Here is a 19,023-nt window from a genome sequence, read left to right as displayed (position 1 = left end):
AAAAGGAAGTCCGCACATGTCGACGACGACCACACTGACCACCATTCACCACTTCATCAACGGTGCTGAAACCACCGGCGAGGGCCACCGCACCCAGCCCGTGTACAACCCCGCCACCGGCCAGGTTTCGGCTGAACTTCGCCTGGCCAATGAGGCTGACCTGAACACCACCGTCGCTGCCGCGAAGGAGGCGGCCGTGTCCTGGGGTGATTTTTCCCTGGCCAAGCGCACTGCGGTGTTGTTCAAGTTCCGTGAGCTCGTCGCAGCTCACGTGGATGACCTCGCCGAGCTGATCACCGCCGAGCACGGCAAGGTCCTCTCCGACGCCAAGGGCGAGATCGGCCGCGGCCTGGAAGTCATCGAGTTCGCCTGCGGAATCCCGCAGCTGCTCAAGGGCGACTACTCCGACCAGGTGTCCACCGGCATCGATGTCTTCTCGTTCCGCGAACCCCTGGGCGTCGTGGCAGGTATCACCCCGTTCAACTTCCCGGTCATGGTGCCCCTGTGGATGGCGCCAATGGCCATCGCCACGGGCAACGCCTTCATCCTTAAGCCCTCCGAGCGTGACCCGTCCGCGCCGATGCTCCTGGCCAAGCTCTGGAAGCAGGCCGGCCTGCCCGACGGCGTGTTCCAAGTCCTGCACGGCGGCAAGGAAACCGTCGACGGGCTCCTGACCCACCCCGACGTGGACGGCATCTCCTTCGTCGGGTCCACCCCGATCGCCCAGTACGTCCACGAGACCGCCACCAAGCACGGCAAACGCGTCCAAGCCCTGGGCGGGGCAAAGAACCACGCCATCGTGATGCCCGACGCCGACCTGGACAACGCAGCAGACCACCTCGCTGCTGCCGCTTTCGGCTCTGCGGGAGAGCGCTGCATGGCCATCTCCGTCGCCGTTGCCGTGGGGGACGCTGCGGACCTGATCGTGAAGAAGGTTCAAGAACGCGCCTTGGCTGTGACGGTCAAGAACGGCACCGAACCCGACGCCGAAATGGGTCCGGTCATCACCCCGGCCTCCAAGGAACGGATCGTCAAGATCGTCACGGAAGCTGAAACCGCCGGCGCGGCCATGGTGGTTGACGGCCGCGACCTCGTGGTCCCCGGCCACGAGGACGGCTTCTGGGTAGGCCCCACGGTGATCGACCACGTCAAGACCGAAATGACCGCCTACACCGAAGAAATCTTCGGCCCCGTCCTGGTCGTCGTCCGCGTCGCCGACCTCGAAGAAGGCATCGCGTTGATCAACTCCAACCCCTACGGCAACGGCACCGCGATCTTCACCTCCTCAGGTGCCGCGGCACGGAAGTTCCAGCGCTCGGTCACTGTGGGCATGGTCGGCATCAATGTGCCCCTGCCCGTCCCGGTGGCGTACCACTCCTTCGGCGGCTGGAAGAACTCCCTCTTCGGCGACAAGCACATCTATGGCCCCGAGGGCGTCTCCTTCTACACCCGCGGCAAAGTCATCACCTCACGCTGGCCCGAACCCACCCACGCCTCCGGCGCCTCCTACAACTTCCCCTCCAACTAAATCCGTCCCCACCGCCGCAAAGGAAGACAACGCCGTCATGACTGATGTCGAGAACAAGCTGATCATCGGCACCGCCCCCGATTCCTGGGGCGTCTGGTTCGCAGATGACCCCCAGCAGACCCCATGGGAGCGATTCCTGGATGAAGTAGCGGAGTCCGGCTACAAGTGGATTGAACTGGGGCCGTATGGCTACTTGCCCAATGACCCCACCCGGCTGGCTGAGGAACTGAAGCAGCGCGACCTCAAAGTCACGGCGGGTACGGTATTCACGGCGTTCCACCGCGGTGCGAGGCAGTACGACGAAGCGTGGGAGCCGGCCCGCAAGGTGGCCGAACTCACTGCTGCCATGGGCGGTGAACACATCGTGGTCATCCCCGCGATGTGGCGCGACGATGTTACTGGCGAAGCTGTGGAGAACGGCGAACTCACGGACGAGCAATGGGCTGACCTGTTCGCAGGCCACAACCGCATGGGCAAGGTCCTCTTGGAGGACTTCGGGCTGCACCAACAGTTCCACTCGCACGCGGACTCCCACGTTGGTGCCCAGCAGGACATCGAGACCCTTCTTGCTGCCACGGATCCGCGGTACCTGAACCTCTGCCTGGACACTGGGCACGCGGAGTACTGCGGCGCGTCCAGCCTGGAACTCATCAAGAACCACCCGGACCGCATCGGATACCTGCATTTGAAACAGATCAATCCTGAGGTCCTGGCCGAGGTCAACGAAAAGAACATGACCTGGGCAGCCGCCAACCTGGCCGGTGTCATGACAGAGCCGCCGAACGGCCTCCCTGATTTGCGCGCCGTCATCGAAGCCGTCGAAGCCCTCGACCGGCCGGTCTTCGGCATCGTGGAACAAGACATGTACCCGGTAGCCTTCGACGTACCCATGCCGATCGCCAAGCGAACCCGCAATTATTTGCTGTCCTGCGGATCCCGTACCAGGGTCCAGTAACACTGCCAGCAACAGCCATCCAGAAGAACTTCACGAAGGACAAAAACAGTGACCAAGATTCTCCGCGTTGCCGTCGTCGGTGCGGGCCGCATGGGTGCGGACCACATCAAGCGCCTCAGCACCCGCATCCACGGGGCTGAAGTTGCCGCCGTCGTCGATGTTGACCTTGCCCGGGCGCAAGCCGCCATCGAGGGCATCGATGGCGCCGTCGCGTCGTCCAGTGCCGACGAGGCGCTGAACAACGGCGACGTGAACGCCGTCCTGATCGCGACCCCCGGCTTCCTCCACGAGGAAATCCTGTACAAGGCCCTGGAGAAAGACTTCCCGATTCTCTGCGAGAAGCCCCTGACACCGGACGCCGAAAGTGCGTGGAAGGTTGTCCAGGCTGAGCAGGCCTTGGGCCACAAACGCATCCAGGTGGGTTTCATGCGCCGCTTCGATGCCGAGTACTCGGCACTGGGTGCCATCATCCGCAACAGCGAATTGGGGGAGTTGTTGATGCTGCACCACCAGCACCGCAACCCGAGCACACCTGCGGGCTTCACCAACGAGATGCTGATCAACGACTCCGTAGTCCACGAGTTCGACGCGATCCGTTACTTCACTGGTGAGGAAATCACCTCCGTGCAGGTCCGTCTGGGTAAGCCCACCCGCAATGCACCGAACGGCCAGCACGACCCCCAGCATGTGCTGCTTGAAACCGAGACCGGGGTGTTGGCCGACGTCGAAATCTATGTCAACGCAAAGTTCGGCTACCAGGTGGCCACCCAGGCGTCCTTCGAAGACGGGATCGTCAGCATCGGTGGCGACAACGGCCCCTACGTTCAAAGCGCGGGCAAGTGGGGCGGCAACGTCACGCCCGGCTTTGAGGACCGGTTTGGAGCAGCGTACGACGTCGAGGTGCAGGCTTGGGTGGACGCCGCCCTTCGCGGCGACATCGGCGGTCCGACCGCCTGGGACGGTTATGCCACCGCTGCCTGCTGTGAGGCAGGCGTCGAAGCCCAGAAGTCCGGCGAAAAGGTCAAAGTCCAGCTGAACACCAAACCGGATCTTTACAAGTAGGGGATGAGCCATGAAGATCGCACTTGATCCCACGCCGTTCCACCATAGCCATAGCTTGTTGGAGTTCCCCCGGGTAGCTGCAGACCTTGGCTACAAGTACCTGCAGATGACACCGCACGCGGACCTCATCCCGTTCTTCAACCACCCCAAGGCGGATGACGAACTGGTGGCCAAGCTGAAAGCAGCGTGTAAGGACGCCGGCGTCGAAATCGCCTCTGTCCTGCCCGTTTTTCGCTGGTCGGGGCCGGACGAGGATGCCCGGGAGGCAGCCGTTCGCTATTGGAAGCGTGCCATCCAGATCGCGGTTGACTTGGGCGTCCAGACCATGAATACCGAGTTCAGCGGCCGTCCGGAGAAGGCCGAGGAATCAGAGCGCGCGTTCTACCGCTCCATGGAAGAGTTGTTGCCGATCATTGAACGCGAAGACATGGACGTGCTCATAGATCCGCACCCTGATGACTTCGTGGAAGACGGGCTGGCGGCCCTGCGCGTCATCCGGGGCGTCAACTCGCCGAACATCGGGATGGTTTACGTTGCTTCGCACAGTTTCCACATGGGAAACAAGCCGTTGGAGATCATGCGGGCGGCAGGGGACAAGCTTCGCCTGGTGCACGTCTCCGACACCATGAACCACCACGCCTCCCACGGCCTCCGCTACATCACCAACCCGCCCGGCAATGCCGTCCGTGTCCACCAGCACCTCAAGATCGGCGATGGTGACGTGAACTGGGAGGAGTTCTTTGGTGGTCTGAAGGAGATCGGATTCCTGGACAAGGAGAACACCGTGATGGTCTCGTCAGTCTTCGCCGAGGATGAGAACGCGGAAGATGTTTCCCGCTACCAGCTCAAGACAATGGTGGACTATGTTGCCCGGACAAACTAAGGGGCGGTAGCGAGAAAAGGAAACCATGACCAAGTCTTCTTCCATCGAGACCGAAACTGGTCGGCCAGCTGTCCCTCCCACCTTTCCCGGGAAGACCAGCAAGCCGTCTGATCCAAAGAAATTCCTCCGCAAGGTAGCGCTGTTCTCCACGTTCGGCGGACTGCTGTTCGGCTATGACACCGGCGTGATCAATGGTGCCTTACCGTTCATGCAGAAGGACCTCGGCCTGACTCCGCTGACCGAGGGTCTTGTCACCTCAACGCTGCTGTTCGGCGCAGCATTCGGGGCGATCAGCGCCGGACGGCTGTCTGACCGGTTTGGACGGCGCAAGACGATCATGGGCCTGGCCCTGATCTTCGCCTTTGCCACCGTGGGTTGCTCCCTGGCGCCAAGCACGGAGCTCCTGGTCCTTGCCCGTACAGTCCTGGGTCTCGCCGTCGGCGGTGCCTCGGTCATCGTTCCCGTATATCTGGCCGAGATGTCGCCGGCTGCCCAGCGCGGCAGGATCGTCACGCAGAACGAACTCATGATCGTCACCGGCCAGTTCCTGGCCTTTACCTCCAATGCGGTGCTGGGAAACCTGTTCCCTGAAGAGATGCACGTGTGGCGCTGGATGCTGGTGATTGCCACGCTTCCCGCCGTGATTCTGTGGTTCGGCATGCTCGTCCTGCCGGAGAGCCCACGCTGGCTGGCGTCAGCCGGTCGATTCGGCGAAGTCCTGGAAGTGCTGCGCTCCACACGGAGTGCAGGGGATGTCGGGGCTGAGTTTGACGAAGTACGCCAAGCGGCCAGGGAGGACTATCAGTCCAAGCTCGGCACGTTCAAGGATCTCGCCGTGCCTTGGATACGCAGGATCTTCGTGGTCGGCCTTGGCATGGCCATCATCAACCAGATCAGCGGCGTCAATGCCATCATGTATTACGGGACCACCATTTTGTCCTCCTCAGGTTTCGGGGACCAAAGGGCCCTGATTGCCAACGTCCTCAACGGCATGACGTCCGTGGCAGCCGTCATCGTAGGCATGTACTTGATGACGCGGGTGCGCCGGAAACCCATGCTCATTGTGGGGTTGATTGGGACCGCGTCATCACTGACGGCCATTGCGCTCATTTCCCTTGCCTTGCCGGAGAGTACATTGCGTGGCTACCTGGTGTTGCTGTTCATGGTGACGTTCCTTGCTTCCATGCAGGGATGTATTGGAACCGTGACATGGCTGACCATGTCCGAGATCTTCCCCATGCACGTCCGTGGCATCGGCATGGGTATCTGCGTCTTTGTGTTGTGGATGATCAACTTCCTGATCGGATTCTTCTTCCCGCAGTTGGTCTCGCTGATGGGAGTCTCCGCGACATTCTTCATCTTTGTGGCGCTGCAGCTGTGTGCCATTGTGTGGGTCAAGCGCACTGTTCCGGAGACCAAAGGCAAGTCTCTTGAGGAACTGGAGCACCTTTTCAAAGAGAAGGCCGGAGCCACCGGCTGACTGGCAGAATCACTTCCCTCCGAGGCTGTGCTTGTTGATAACCATGCAGAAAACGCCCGACGCCGGCAGGCATCGGGCGTTTTCTGCGCCTGGAGCAGGGCCCCTTCAGAGTGCAATGACAACATTCTCCAGCGCGCTGCGGCGGGCCGCGTCCAGGACTTCGAGGGTATGGATCCCTTCAGACGCCGGAACGGGTTGGGGGCCTTCGCCCCGGATTGCCCTCGCGAACTCTGTGTAGAAGCCGGCGTAGTTTCCCTGCGCGGACGGGACAAGCCCACGCCGGCCCCTGCGGGACAGTGTTCCCCAATTCTCCTGTGCGTCGATGCCCCACGATCCGGGATCCGTTGCCGGCCTGAGTCCCTGCATCAAGGCATCGGCTTGAACATCGGATCCCGAGGCGATGTAGCTGCCCTCGCTGCCGTAGGCGCGTAGTTCCCGAGTGGTGGAGTGGTTCAGCTTACTGGCGGACACGGTGGAGACTGCTCCCGAGGCATGGGTCATGGTGACAAAGAAGCCGCAGTCCGTTCGCTCCCCGAACCGGTCAGTCCAGTCGAGGGTCGCGTGCACGTGGCCCACCGGCCCCAGCAGCCACAGCATCTGGTCCACCAAATGGCTGCCCAGGTCCCTGAGAAGTCCGCCGCTGGTACCAACTTCCAAGCTGTCTGCGTTGTCCTGGTCCATGATGGAATGCACGCGCCATAGCTCTCCCAGCTCGCCTGATGCCAACACCTTGGCGAGCGTCAGGATGTCCGAATCCCGGCGGCGGTTATGGAAAACGTTCAAGACGACGTCTGCTTGCGTTGCCGCTTCTGCCAGTTCGCGCGCGGCGTCGGCGGTAGGGGCGAATGGCTTGTCAGCCACAACATGGACGCCCGAACGAATGGCCTCCATCACCAGGTCATAGCGGGTGTGCGGTGGGGTGGTGATGGTGACGGCATCCACGCCGGCGGCGAAGAGCCCGCTAAGGCTCGCGTAGGTGGGCAGCCCCGGAAAGTCCGACTCGACAGATGCCTTGGTTGCCTCCGAACGGGCTACAACCCCCACCAGCTCGATGCCTTCGGCTGCTTCAATGAACGGAGCGTGGAAGTACTTGCCCCCTGCTCCGTATCCGACGATGCCAATGCGCATATCTTTCCTCCTGATGATGTAGTGGGTAAAAGAGAGGGGGGCGGCGCGTTGGCGCCGTCCCCTCAGAGTCGGGATGTCATACCCGACGATTCATTGTTGTTTAGGCTTGGGCAGGCTTCAAAGATGCTGAAAGAGCCGAATCTGCGTCCAGCAGGACCTGGGCTGCCACCTGCAATCCTTCGATCCGGCCGAGGGAGACGTCTTCATGCTCGATGTTGACCAGCATCTCCGGGTCCACCTCATGCAGTGCGCGGAGGAACTCTGTCCAGAACCCAGTGTCGTGTCCCCGGCCCAGGGCCACGAAGTCCCAGGCGGAGTTCTTCGGCCATTCGTTGGCCCACTCGTCCCCGCCGAGGTTGGTGCGGGTTTCGTCTGCGGAAAGCCGGCGGAAGCTGTTGTCCAATACGCCATAGAGTGCAGCATTCTCCGTGTTGACCCGGACATCCTTGGCGGCTGCCTGGAACACCAGCGGGCCGAGTTCGCGGACTACAGCGACCGGGTCCATCTGCTGCCAGAACAGGTGGGAAGCGTCCAGCTCAACCCCGACGTGCGTGGCGCCCGTGAGCTCGATCAGTTTGTAGACGTCCGCGGTGTTGAAGACGATGTTCTGCGGGTGAAGCTCCAATGCCACCTTCACCCCATGGTCCGCAGCAAGGCGGTCGGTTTCCTTCCAGAATTCCGCGGCTACCCCCCACTGATAGTCCAGCACGTCCAGTGCTGCGGAATTCCAAGCATTGACCACCCAGTTGACCGTGGTGGCTCCGGGCTCGCCACCGGGCAGACCGGACATGGTCACCACACGGTTCTGTCCCAGGCGTTGGGCCAAGCGGATGGAGCGGCGGATGTCTTCGGCATGCTTCTCACCGATTTCGCGCTTGGGGTGCAGCGGGTTGCCGTTGCAATTCAAGCCTGCAATGGAAACGCCGGTACCCTCGAAAATTCCGAGGTAATCGTCGCGGGCGGCATCGCTCTGGAGGATCTCGTCAAAAGTTGGGACGTGCACGGCCGGCAGGAAGCCGCCGGTGTTGATCTCAATTCCCGTGAGACCCAGATCGGCAATGACCTTCAAAGCCTCCGGCAGCGGACGGTCGTGGAGAATCGCGTTGTAGACGCCGAGCTTCATAGCTGGATCTTCTTTCCGTTGTTCAGGGCCGATTCGGTGACGGCGCCGAGGAGTTCCATGTTGCGTACGCCGTCGTCGAACGTGGCGCAGCGGGGCAGTGATTCTTCATTGCTCAGACCTGCCACTTCTTCGAGGAACGCGCGGGCCTGGTAACCGAACGCGTCGTTCTGGCCGAAGCCGACCTCCGGAGCGTCCATGGCCAGTCCGCCAGTGATGTAGGGGTGGCCAGGGCCGAGGATGACCTGGCGATAGCCATTCTCGCTGCCGGACCCGTCGTTGAGGAACAGTTGGATTTCGCTGGGGCGGCGCTGGTCGAACTTTGCTGCGCCGTTTTCGCAGAAGACCTCAAACTGGAGGCTGTTGGCGTGGCCTGCGGCGACGCGAGAGACTTCGAAGCTGCCGGCGCCGTTGGCGAACTCTGCGTTGAAGGCTGCGTAGTCGTCGTTCTCGACAGCCTCGAAGGTGTCGCTGACGGCTACGTGGTCATGACCCATGACGGCGCTCAGCGGTAGGGGCCGCTTGTCGATCGCGGTGGTCAGGCGGCCGCCGCTGATGGATTTGATGTCGCCGCACAAGAATTCGGAGACATAGGTCAGGTGGCTTCCGACGTCGGCCAGCGCGCCGGAACCGGGGCCGCCCTTATAGCGCCAGCTCATGGGGGCGGACGGGCTGAAGCCGTAGTCGGTCCAGTACCGGCCGCTGAAGTGCAGGACGTTGCCAAGAACGCCGTTCTGAATGAGGTCCCGGATGTAGGCAATGCCCGGGGTGCGGCGGAAGGTGAAGCCGATTCGGGCCAGGTTTCCGCGGCCTTCGGCAGCCTGCGCAGCTTCGGCCATGGCGCGTGCGTCCTCCAACGAATCGCTGAGGGGCTTCTCGCACAACACATGCTTGCCAGCGGCCAGGAGGCCTTCAACTACCTCGCGGTGGAGTGAGTTGGCAATGACCACGCTGACTACGTCGATATCGTCGGCTTCGGCGATAGCCTGCCACGAGTAGTCATGCCGCTCGTAGCCAAAGCGGCGCGCAGCGAGCGAGCCGAATTCGGCGTTGACGTCACCAATGGAAACCAATCGGATCTGCGGCAGCACCGGGCTGTAGAGGGTAGACGCTGTCCGGTAGGCCGCCGCGTGGGCCTTACCGGCCATACCTGCGCCGATAACCGCGACACCAAGGCTGTCAGCCATGATTTCTCCTTTGAAATTCAGCCGCGGCGGGGAGGCTCAACGGCATTTTGTAGCGCTACAATTTTGTATGCTGACTTTGAGCGTAGCTATGTCTATATGTCCTGTCAATCATCGTCTGATCGACGACCACGCCCGTGGGGGGTATGCCTCATGAATCCACGCATTCCCCAGGCGCGACGACCAACTATTTACGATGTCGCAAAATCGGCCGGCGTCTCGCCGTCGCTGGTTTCGCTGGTCCTGCAGAATCCTGACCGGGTCAGTGACAAGCGCCGTGAGGCGGTCCGGAATGCGATTGCGGAGTTGGGATACCGCCCCAGTCGGGCGGCGACCACGCTGGCGAGCAACCGGACCAAAAGTATCGGGCTCGTCATCGATGACTATCGCAACCTCTGGTTCGTTGACCTGCTGCGCGGTATGGAATCCGTCCTGACGGAGCCGGGCTTCCAAGTCATGCTCGCTGACTCGCGTCCGGGTGAAAACCGCATCAAGGACGCTGCCGATGGCTTGCTTGCGATGCACGTTGATGGGTTGGTCATCGCGGCGGAACCTGGGGCAGGCGTGCTGGGCGGCGCGGTGGTTCCCACGGTCGTGGCCGGGTGGCGTCATGGCGTGCCGGCGGAGGTAAGCCTGATAACCAACGACGACGACGGTGGCGGCGCCATGGCCGCGGACCACCTTCTGCGCCTCGGGCACCGCAGCCTCGGACACCTTTCGGGATCGGGTGGTGCCGCTGCCCACAGAAGGGCAGGTTTTCAGGGGCGCGCCCGGCAGGCCGGTATGGATCTGGTGGTTGCGGGGGAGGGGGGAGGTACTTCGGAAGAGGACGGCTACGCTTCCGCGTGCTGGCTTTTGGACCATCATCCTGGCATTACGGCGATTTTCGCTGCCAACGACACTATGGCGCTGGGCGCCCTCGGCGCCATAAAGTCCCGCGGCCTGGCGGTGCCGGAGGATATTTCGTTGGTCGGTTACGACAATTCATCCTTGGCAAAGTCGCGCTTTTTGGAGCTGACGTCCGTGGATAACCGCAGCGACCTGGTGGGCATGGAGGTGGCGCGGGTTCTGCTGGATCGAATCCAGGGCCACGCCCCGGGCCCCCACAGAAAATTGATCGATCCTGCCTTGGTTGTCAGGGGAACAACGGCTGTACCGGCAGTCAGGCATTGAGGTTTGGGGCCGCCACGTCCAAACATACTAATGTCAGGACAAACTATTGACATTCGTGAGCCAAGTCACCATGATCAAACGTAGACGGTGCTCCGGAGGCTGCAAGGTGGCGGCCCGGGCCTGGGAATCAAAGGAGATTATGGTGACTGGTTTTTCGTGGCGCAAAGCAGCACTGGTAGCGGCAGTTGTGCCGATGGTGGCTTTGAGTGCTTGTTCGAGTAGCGGCGGGAGGGCTCCCGAGGCTGGCTCCGCCGGTGGGGGAGGCCAGGTGGCCACCACGGAGCGGATGAAGATTGCGTTGATCGCCCACGCACCGGCGGGTGACACTTTCTGGGACACCGTACGAAAGGGTGCTGAGGAAGCCGCGGCTAAGGACAATGTGGAGCTCCTGTACACCTCCGATCCGGAGGCCGGCCGGCAGGCGCAGCTCATTGAGCAGGCCGTGGATCAAAAGGTGGACGGCATCGCCGTAACGCTCGCCACCCCGGATGCACTGAAAGATGCCTTGAAAAAGGCAGCGGACGCCGGCATTCCGATCGTCAGCTTCAATGCCGGCGAGGCGGCCTCCGCCCAGCTTGGAGCGTTTACGCACTTCGGTTCAAATGAAAAGCTCGCCGGCGAGGCAGTGGGTACGCGCCTGGCAGAGGGAGGCTACAAGCACCCGGTATGCGTGATCCAGGCGCAAGGGCACGTAGGACTGGAAGCCCGGTGCGCAGGTGTTAAGGCGAAAGTCCCTGGGACGGAGATCCTCTACGTCAATGGAGCTGACATGACATCGGTGGAGTCTACGGCCACTGCAAAACTGCAGGCCTCCAAGGATGCCGACGTCATCATCGGTCTCGGTGCTCCCATCACCCTGACGCTGTTGAAATCAGTCAGCACGGCCGGGAGTTCGGCAAAGGTGGCGAGCTTCGATCTCAATAAGGAACTCGCCCAAAAGGTTGCCGATGGCAGCGTCCTGTTCACTGTGGACCAGCAGCCGTGGCTCCAGGGCTACGGGGCCGTGGATGCTTTGTGGCAGAACAAGCGCGGCGGCTTCAAAGTCGGTGGCGGGCAGTCAGTGCTCACCGGACCGGCCATCGTTGATCAGTCCAACGCTGCCGACGTCTTGAAGTTCGCTGAACAGGGTATCCGCTAACAGCCAGTTGGCCGGGCTGGCCCCGCGGCCGGCCCGGCAACAAGGAGAATTATTATGACCATCACTCAAAAGCTCACTCCTCCCGCCCTTGATGAGCGGGTCGCACGCCGCAGCCCATTGCAAAAGATGCTCGGGCGGCCCGAGGTTGGTGCCCTCGTCGGCGCCATCGTACTTTTTATCTTCTTTGCTTTGGTCTCCCCGACGTTCACCCAACCCAACGCCCTCGCAACCGTGCTGTATGGAAGCTCAACCATCGGAATCATGGCGGTTGGAGTCTCACTTCTGATGATCGGTGGAGAGTTCGACCTCTCCACAGGTGTCGCTGTGATCTCTTCGGCCCTGACTGCCTCGATGTTCAGCTGGTACTTCAGCACAAACGTCTGGGTCGGTGTGATCCTGGCCTTGCTGGTGTCACTGGCCATCGGTTTCATCAACGGGTGGATCCTCATGAAGACCAAACTCCCCAGCTTCATCGTCACCCTCGCAACGTTCCTGATGCTGACCGGCCTGAACCTGGGTTTGACCCGGTTGATCGGTGGCTCCGTCTCCTCACCATCCATCTCGAACATGGACGGCTTCGACACCGCACGTGGGGTCTTCGCCTCGTCGGTGAACATCGCGGGCATCGACGTCAAGATCACAGTGTTCATCTGGATCGCCCTCGTAGCGGTCGCAACCTGGGTTCTCATGCGGACCCGGGTAGGGAACTGGATCTTCGCAGTTGGAGGTGACGCGAATGCCGCCCGGGCGGTTGGTGTCCCGGTCAAGGCCACAAAGATTGGTCTGTTCATGGGCGTTGGTTTCTGCGGTTGGATCCTGGGCATGCACAACCTCTTCGCCTTCGACACGGTGCAGTCCGGCGAAGGCGTGGGCAATGAGTTTCTCTACATCATCGCCGCAGTCATCGGAGGGTGCCTTCTCACAGGTGGCTACGGTTCAGCGGTGGGTGGCGCCATCGGTGCGTTTATCTTCGGCATGGCCAACAAGGGGATTGTGTACGCACAGTGGAACCCGGACTGGTTCAAGTTCTTCCTGGGCCTGATGCTGTTGCTCGCCACCATCGTCAACCTCATCGTCAAGCGCCGCGCGGAACTCAAGTAAGGGGCAAGGAAATGAATGCCAAAGCAATCGACCAGGAGACGCTGCTTAAGAACGAGAGCGACCCCCTGACCCACACACCCGTGCACCTTCTCTCCCTGGAAGGAGTGGGCAAACATTACGGCAACATCATCGCGCTGAGCGACGTCACCATGGCCGTGGACAACGGCCGTGTGACCTGCGTACTGGGCGATAACGGCGCGGGCAAGTCAACGCTGATCAAGATCATCGCCGGCCTCCACCAGCATGACGAAGGCCTGCTCAACATCATGGGGGAGGAACGAAAGTTTGGTTCCCCCCGTGATGCCTTGGATGCCGGCATCGCAACGGTGTACCAAGACCTTGCAGTGGTTCCGTTGATGCCGATCTGGCGGAACTTCTTCCTCGGCTCGGAGATTACCAAGGGCTTCGGACCGTTCAAGAGCATGGATGTTGAACAGATGAAGGCCATCACGCTCAAGGAACTGGCCGAGATGGGCATTGACCTGCGCGATGTGGAGCAGCCCATTGGACAGCTTTCCGGCGGTGAACGCCAGTGTGTCGCGATTGCCCGTGCCGTGTACTTTGGCGCGAAAGTCCTCATTCTGGACGAACCCACGGCGGCGTTGGGCGTCAAACAGTCAGGTGTGGTGCTGCGCTACATCCTCCAGGCCCGCGACCGCGGCCTCGGCGTCATCTTCATCACCCACAACCCGCACCACGCCTTCCCCGTGGGTGATCGGTTCCTGCTGCTCAAGCGCGGCAAATCGATTGGCTACTACGACAAGAAGGACATCACCCTGGACGAGTTGACTGCTCAGATGGCCGGCGGTGCAGAGCTTGCCGAACTCGCCCACGAGCTGGAGCAGTTGGGGGGCCATGGCGACGTCGTCGAAGCGGTCAAGGCCGAGGTAGCCGACGTCGACGAAACTGTGAACGCCGGCAGCCCGAAACACGCCTGACGCGCGCAGGAGGCGGGGTGTTCCGGTGCTTGTTCCGGAGCACCCCGCGTCGCTGTGCACGCCATCCAGACGGATCTCACGTCATAAATCAGAAGGGAACACTATGCCGATCCGGGTAGGCGTCATCGGCGCCGGAATCATGGGCGCGGACCATATCAGGAACCTCTCCACCACCATCGGCGGAGCCGAAGTCACTTTTGTGGCAGATCTCGACGCCGAACGCGCCGCCGCGGCGGCGCCGGCTTCCGCACGCGTCACTACGGACCCGTCAGAACTGATCAACTCCAGTGTGGTGGACGCCGTGGTGGTTGCCTCGCACGATTCCACGCACGCCGGTTTGGTTTTGGAGTGCTTCGAGGCGATGACCCCGGTGCTGTGCGAGAAGCCGCTGGCACCGACGTTGTTGGAAAGTCTGGAAGTGGTGGCTGCCGACGCCGACATGGTTGCCGCAACGGGAAGCTCGCTTCTGTCCCTTGGTTTCATGAGGCGCTTTGACCCGGGCTACGTGGCACTCCGGAATACCGTGCAGGAGAGGTTGCAGGGGGAGCCCTTGGTGGTTCATTGCACAAGCCGCAATGCTTCCGCAGCGCCCGGAACCACCTCGGAATCCGCCATTACCAATTCGGCCATTCACGAGCTGGATATCATTCCCTGGCTCTTGGACTCGCCCATTGCGGAAGTGTCGTGGCAGGCAGGAAAAAGCACCCGAAACGCAGGAGACGGGCTGCAGGATCCATCCTTCATGACACTTCGTACCGCAGATGGAACACTCACCACGCTGGAGCTCTTCCTCAATGCCCGGTATGGCTACACCACCCGCTGCGAGGTGGTCTCCGAGCTGGGAACCACGGCGTTGCAGGATGCTTCCCTTCTCGGCATGGAACAGGACGGAACAAGACAGCGGGTCATCCCGCCTGACTGGCGCCCCCGTTTCGCCGACGCGTACCGGATCCAGTTGCAGGCCTGGATCTCCGCACTTGCCAACGGAGAGAAGCCGCCATTGGCGGGCGCGCAGGAAGGACTCAACGCTGCCCTCGTTGCGCAGGCAATGATCCAATCACTGCACAGCAACGGCGCCTCGACGAAAGTCAGCTACTCATGACGCTTGCTTTGCTTCCACAGTCCCGCGTTCCGGAATCCCGGGATGCTCCGGCCCTTCGCTGGGGCATCATGGGGCCGGGGTGGATCGCCGAACGGTTCGCAGAATCTGTCCAGGCGCATACCGGGCAGGTGATAACCGCCGTCGGATCCCGTTCGCTGAGCCGGTCGAAAGCCTTTGCGGAATTATTCAACGTACCTGCCGCCTATGGCAGTTATGAGGAACTCTCCGCCGCTCCGGACGTGGACATTGTCTACGTGTGCACGCCCCACACTGCGCATTACGCATCAGCGGTGTTGGCGATCGACGCCGGAAAGCACGTACTGATCGAAAAGCCCCTTGGGCTCAATGCCCACCAGGCGAGGGACATTGCTTCGCGGGCAGGAGCCGCGGGAGTGTTTGCCGCCGAAGCCATGTGGACCTTCTTCCTGCCGAAATTCGATGTGATCAGGCAACTCCTGGAGGCAGGAACGCTCGGTACCATCACCACCGTTGTTGCCGAGTATGGTGAGCACTTCGATCCCTCCCACCGCATCTTCAATCCCGAACTGGCCGGAGGCCCGCTTCTTGACCTCGGCACGTACCCGCTGGCACTGGTCACGGAGGTGTTGGGCAGTCCGCTCCGGCTTCATGCACTGGGGCAACCCCACGAGACAGGGGTCAACGCACAATTTTCAGCCATCATGACCTTCGACGGCGGTGCGCAGGCAACCGTGAACACCCACCTGCACAATTTCACGCCCACCGCAGCAACGATTGTAGGTACGAAGGCCACTCTGGTGATTGAAGGCCCCTTCAACATGCCTGGCCCGTTCGAGGTCAGATTCCCTGAGGGCCGCCGGCTTCGCTACGACGAAGCAGCAGGCGGACATTCTGACGGCCTGCACTACGAGGCAGCAGCCGTGGCCCGCACCATTGCCGAAGGTGGCCTGCAGGCGAGCCAAAGAAGGCTCGCGGATTCCATTCGCACACTTGAAGTCGCTGACGAGATCCGCCGCCAGCTGGGAATCGTGTTCCCTGGCGAAGGCGACGTGCCGGCTCAGCCCACCCCGATCCTGTAGCAGTACTTTCCCGGAAGGAACATCATGAAAGACATCATTCTCGGCCTGGTCGGCGTGGGACGCATCGGCGTCATGCACGCGAACAACATCACTGCGTTGAACGCAGGCCTTGGCAACAAAGGTGTCACGGTGGGGCTTCGCCTCACTGACGTGGCCGCTGACCACGCGAGGGCGGTCGCGGCGGACCTCGGCGCTGAATTTGTGCCGACGGTCGCGGACCTTATCTCCTCCGGTGTGGACGGCTTGGTCATAGCAACAGGAACAGGGACACACCCCGAGCTTATTCGGGCCGGAGTGGACGCTGGCATTCCGGTCTTTTGCGAGAAGCCGGTGGCAATGAACGTGGCTGACGCGCTTCCGGTGCTGGACTACGTCAGGGACAACAACGGCGTGGTGCAGATCGGCCATCAACGCCGGTTCGACGCGGGCTACCTTGAAGCACAACGTGCCTACCAGGCCGGGGAATTGGGGTGGATCCATTCGTTGCGGGCCGTTACCTGCGATATGACGCCGCCGCCCGTGGAGTTCCTGGCGACATCCGGCGGTCTGTTCCGCGACTGCTCGGTGCACGATTTCGACATCCTCCGCTGGCTGACAGGCCGGGAAATTGTTGAGGTGTATGCGAAGGGATCAAACAACGGTGATCCGGCCATTGGCGATGTGGGCGACGTCGACACGGCACTGGCTGTTGTCACTTTCGACGACGGCACCATGGGAACGGTCTCGGCAAGCCGCTACAACGGGGCAGGCCACGACGTCCGCCTGGAGATCCAGGGTTCCAAGAATTCAGTCATGGTGGGCCTGGACCCGAAGACCGCCATGGTTTCGGCTGAACCGGGTGTCACCTTCCCGGCAGGGAATCCGCACCAGACCTTTGCCGAGCGCTTTGACCGGGCATACCGCTCCGAAATGGCGGCATTCGTTGAGTTGATTCTGGGCGAGCGGGAGAACCCGTGTAGGCCGGAAGATGCCGTGGCTGCATCCCGGGTGGCAGACGCGGCCCAGGAATCGCTGGTCACCGGAGCACCGGTCAAGGTGGCTTTGACAGTCACGTTCTGACGAACAAAAGAGCCTCCTCCAGGATCCAACGGATTCAGGAGGAGGCTTTCTTTTTGCAGCGAAAGGCCACGGGCCGGATTAAACCCCGAACGGAAGCCGCGGGTCGATGTCCTGGCCGTCCCAGCTCTGCCGAACCCAGCCGTGGTGGGGGTCGTCGCTGATGAGCCATTCGCGGACCGGTCCGGGACCAGCCATCACGTTGAGGTAGTACATGTCATAGCCCGGAGCAGCCATGGCGGGGCCATGCCAGCCGTAGGGGACCAGGACTACGTCACCTGTGCGGACTTCTGCCGAAACATCGATGGGGCGCTCATCAGAGGCATATACCCGCTGGTAGCCAATGGCATCCGCATTGGAGGGAGCACCGGAGCCGGCGGCAACCTGGGTCTCGAAATAGTAGATCTCCTCGAGATGCGTTTCTCCGTCCTTCTCCTCGTCATGCTTATGCGGGGGATAGGAGGACCAGTTGCCGGCGGGGGTGATGACCTCGCAGACAATAAAACGGTCTGCTTCCAGAGCTGCGGGCGTCCCGAAATTGTGGACTTGCCGTGAGCAATTGCCGGCCCCACGCAATTCAACCGGCGTCTCAGCAGCCATAACAAGCCGCGTTGGGTAGGAGGCTTGTGCCGGGGCGGTGGCGACGGCGACGCGGCCGCCGTCGGACGAACTGATGGTGACTGCTTTGCCTATGCCTGAATACAAGACGTCACTGGGCCCGTTGAATACGGATGGTCGTCCCGCAAGGGGGTGTTCGACGCCGTCCACCGTGACAGTGAACGATCCATTGAGGGGAACCACAATCCGTTCCTCACTGTCCGCCGGAAGTTCGACGGCGGTGCCCGCGGCGAGGGTGGCGACCTTCAGGCCCGTATGGGTCCAGCCGTCCACCACCGTTGCGGAGTCGGAGGTTCCGAGTGAAATATCCCAGTCGCCGTCGGCGGCAGTGCCCAGGGGGTAGACCCAATTGGTCATGGCAGGGGAGTCCTTTGCGTTTAGCGCTGTACGAGAGTCATTTCAAAGCTGTAGGAGTCGGCGCGGTAGACGTGATGGCCGGTTTCGACCCGTCGTCCGGTGTCGTCCACTGCGGTACGTTCCATGGTGACCAAAGCAGAGTTGACGTCGGTTTCCAGAAGGGGTGCCTGATAGTCATTGGCAATCATGGCGCCGATGCGCTGCGTGGCCAGGCGGAAGTTCACGCCACCTCTGCGCAAAATCGAGTAGAGGCCCTCTGCCGCAAGCATGGCTTCGTCCATGGTGGCGATGTCGTCGCGGACCCAGTTCTCCATCAGCGCCAATGGCTTTCCGCCCACTTTGCGCAGGCGGGTGAAGTGGTAGACCTTGGAACCGGCAGGGAGCTGCAGAGTTGCCAGAGTTGGCGCGTCAGCCTCCATATGGGAGAAGCTCAGTACTTCCGTAGTGGGTTTCTTGCCATTGTTCGTGAGGTCGTCAAACAGGCTTGAGAGCTCCAGCGGGCGGCGGACCTGGCTGGAGACCACCTGGGTTCCTACGCCCCGTTTGCGGACCAGAAGGCCGGAACGGACCAGTTCATCCATGGCTTTACGCATGGTGGGCCGGGACAAGTTGAGCTGCGCTGCGAGATCGATTTCGTTATCCAACCGGCTTCCGGGCTCCAGGAGCCCGCTGTGGATCGCGGCTTCGATGCCTTGGACAACCTGATGGTAAAGGGGTACGGGGGAGGATCGGTCGATGTTCAGACCAAGTTGATTCGCCACTGAATGTTCCCCGCGTTCCCGGCTCACCTCCGCTCCGCCACTACGTACGGCGAGCCGAGTATGTCACCCTTTGTTCTTTTGATAGGACATGCCTTCGTTTTTTCGATACTAGCAGGACTGCAGCAAGGGTCAAGTGCGGCGAAGACGGCCATTTCCTGCAGCAAGGGCAGGTGCGTCATGTCCTGACGTCAGCCCAACGCCGGATGCATGGACTCGGAGTTAGGTGCGAACTGAAGGGAATGTGGCAAGCCGCGATGCGGTTGGGTGCGGGCCCTCGGGGAGGGCCTCATTCTTTTTGCTTTACATAATGTAGATTATCGGCGTTAAAGTGGGACGAGTAGAAGTAGATGAGAGAACCCGTCCCATCCTGCTTTTAGTGTT

Annotated in this window: 17 protein-coding genes; 12 read left to right on the top strand and 5 right to left on the bottom strand. The window is 61.5% G+C overall.

Translation table 11 applies throughout. The annotated features are described in order from the left end of the window. Positions 1 to 16: 16 nt before the first annotated feature. From RQH14_RS08675 to RQH14_RS08655, 5 genes are read left to right on the top strand one after another with little or no spacing between them, the layout of a single operon-like run. Positions 17 to 1,528, top strand: coding sequence for a CoA-acylating methylmalonate-semialdehyde dehydrogenase (locus RQH14_RS08675; protein WP_311212892.1), 1,512 nt, complete (start codon positions 17 to 19; stop codon positions 1,526 to 1,528). 37 nt (positions 1,529 to 1,565) lie between these two features. Further along, on the top strand, positions 1,566 to 2,483 hold the full coding sequence (locus RQH14_RS08670; RefSeq protein ID WP_311212891.1) for a sugar phosphate isomerase/epimerase: 918 nt from the start codon (positions 1,566 to 1,568) through the stop codon (positions 2,481 to 2,483). A gap of 48 nt (positions 2,484 to 2,531) precedes the next feature. Beyond that, positions 2,532 to 3,545: a Gfo/Idh/MocA family oxidoreductase gene (locus tag RQH14_RS08665; protein WP_311212890.1), complete on the top strand. Its 1,014-nt coding sequence runs from the start codon at positions 2,532 to 2,534 to the stop codon at positions 3,543 to 3,545. 10 nt (positions 3,546 to 3,555) lie between these two features. Further along, positions 3,556 to 4,428 carry a sugar phosphate isomerase/epimerase family protein gene (locus RQH14_RS08660; protein ID WP_311212889.1) on the top strand — a complete coding sequence of 291 codons (873 nt, stop codon included), beginning with the start codon at positions 3,556 to 3,558 and terminating at the stop codon, positions 4,426 to 4,428. 25 nt (positions 4,429 to 4,453) lie between these two features. Beyond that, positions 4,454 to 5,908, top strand: coding sequence for a sugar porter family MFS transporter (locus RQH14_RS08655; RefSeq protein ID WP_311212888.1), 1,455 nt, complete (start codon positions 4,454 to 4,456; stop codon positions 5,906 to 5,908). 105 nt (positions 5,909 to 6,013) lie between these two features. Here RQH14_RS08655 and RQH14_RS08650 read toward each other — a convergent pair whose 3' ends face one another. From RQH14_RS08650 to RQH14_RS08640, 3 genes are all read right to left on the bottom strand, one after another. Next, positions 6,014 to 7,036: a Gfo/Idh/MocA family oxidoreductase gene (locus RQH14_RS08650; RefSeq protein ID WP_311212887.1), complete on the bottom strand. Its 1,023-nt coding sequence runs from the start codon at positions 7,034 to 7,036 to the stop codon at positions 6,014 to 6,016. 100 nt (positions 7,037 to 7,136) lie between these two features. Continuing rightward, complete coding sequence (locus RQH14_RS08645; RefSeq protein WP_311212886.1) at positions 7,137 to 8,159, bottom strand: sugar phosphate isomerase/epimerase; 1,023 nt, start codon at positions 8,157 to 8,159, stop codon at positions 7,137 to 7,139. Then, on the bottom strand, positions 8,156 to 9,343 hold the full coding sequence (locus tag RQH14_RS08640; RefSeq protein WP_311212885.1) for a Gfo/Idh/MocA family oxidoreductase: 1,188 nt from the start codon (positions 9,341 to 9,343) through the stop codon (positions 8,156 to 8,158). The genes RQH14_RS08645 and RQH14_RS08640 overlap by 4 nt, the downstream gene beginning before the upstream one ends. A 150-nt stretch (positions 9,344 to 9,493) precedes the next feature. Between RQH14_RS08640 and RQH14_RS08635 the strand changes: the two genes are divergently transcribed. The 7 genes from RQH14_RS08635 (at position 9,494) to RQH14_RS08605 (ending at position 16,909) form a co-directional block, all read left to right on the top strand. Further along, positions 9,494 to 10,513: a LacI family DNA-binding transcriptional regulator gene (locus RQH14_RS08635; protein WP_311212884.1), complete on the top strand. Its 1,020-nt coding sequence runs from the start codon at positions 9,494 to 9,496 to the stop codon at positions 10,511 to 10,513. 142 nt (positions 10,514 to 10,655) lie between these two features. Then, positions 10,656 to 11,651: a substrate-binding domain-containing protein gene (locus RQH14_RS08630; protein WP_311213066.1), complete on the top strand. Its 996-nt coding sequence runs from the start codon at positions 10,656 to 10,658 to the stop codon at positions 11,649 to 11,651. A gap of 54 nt (positions 11,652 to 11,705) precedes the next feature. Continuing rightward, positions 11,706 to 12,752 carry an ABC transporter permease gene (locus tag RQH14_RS08625; protein WP_311212883.1) on the top strand — a complete coding sequence of 349 codons (1,047 nt, stop codon included), beginning with the start codon at positions 11,706 to 11,708 and terminating at the stop codon, positions 12,750 to 12,752. A gap of 11 nt (positions 12,753 to 12,763) precedes the next feature. Continuing rightward, entirely contained in the window at positions 12,764 to 13,690 is a 927-nt protein-coding gene (locus RQH14_RS08620; RefSeq protein WP_311212882.1) for an ATP-binding cassette domain-containing protein, read from the top strand. A 103-nt stretch (positions 13,691 to 13,793) separates the two neighbouring features. Further along, positions 13,794 to 14,792 carry a Gfo/Idh/MocA family oxidoreductase gene (locus RQH14_RS08615; RefSeq protein ID WP_311212881.1) on the top strand — a complete coding sequence of 333 codons (999 nt, stop codon included), beginning with the start codon at positions 13,794 to 13,796 and terminating at the stop codon, positions 14,790 to 14,792. Beyond that, complete coding sequence (locus tag RQH14_RS08610; RefSeq protein WP_311212880.1) at positions 14,789 to 15,850, top strand: Gfo/Idh/MocA family oxidoreductase; 1,062 nt, start codon at positions 14,789 to 14,791, stop codon at positions 15,848 to 15,850. The genes RQH14_RS08615 and RQH14_RS08610 overlap by 4 nt, the downstream gene beginning before the upstream one ends. Positions 15,851 to 15,874: 24 nt before the next feature. Further along, positions 15,875 to 16,909, top strand: a complete 1,035-nt coding sequence (locus RQH14_RS08605) for a Gfo/Idh/MocA family oxidoreductase (protein WP_311212879.1) — start codon at positions 15,875 to 15,877, stop codon at positions 16,907 to 16,909. Between the two features lie 78 nt (positions 16,910 to 16,987). On the opposite strand, the gene iolB is transcribed toward RQH14_RS08605, so the two are convergent. Further along, positions 16,988 to 17,881 carry a 5-deoxy-glucuronate isomerase gene (gene iolB / locus RQH14_RS08600; RefSeq protein WP_311212878.1) on the bottom strand — a complete coding sequence of 298 codons (894 nt, stop codon included), beginning with the start codon at positions 17,879 to 17,881 and terminating at the stop codon, positions 16,988 to 16,990. A gap of 20 nt (positions 17,882 to 17,901) precedes the next feature. Further along, on the bottom strand, positions 17,902 to 18,642 hold the full coding sequence (locus RQH14_RS08595; RefSeq protein ID WP_311212877.1) for a GntR family transcriptional regulator: 741 nt from the start codon (positions 18,640 to 18,642) through the stop codon (positions 17,902 to 17,904). Between the last annotated feature and the right edge of the window lie 381 nt (positions 18,643 to 19,023).

Origin of the sequence: Arthrobacter sp. WCS2018Hpa-7, assembly GCF_031843805.1 — a bacterium.
Lineage (GTDB): Bacteria > Actinomycetota > Actinomycetes > Actinomycetales > Micrococcaceae > Arthrobacter.
Note: the sequence above shows the minus strand (reverse complement) of the source record. Positions and strands in the feature narration are given on the sequence as shown.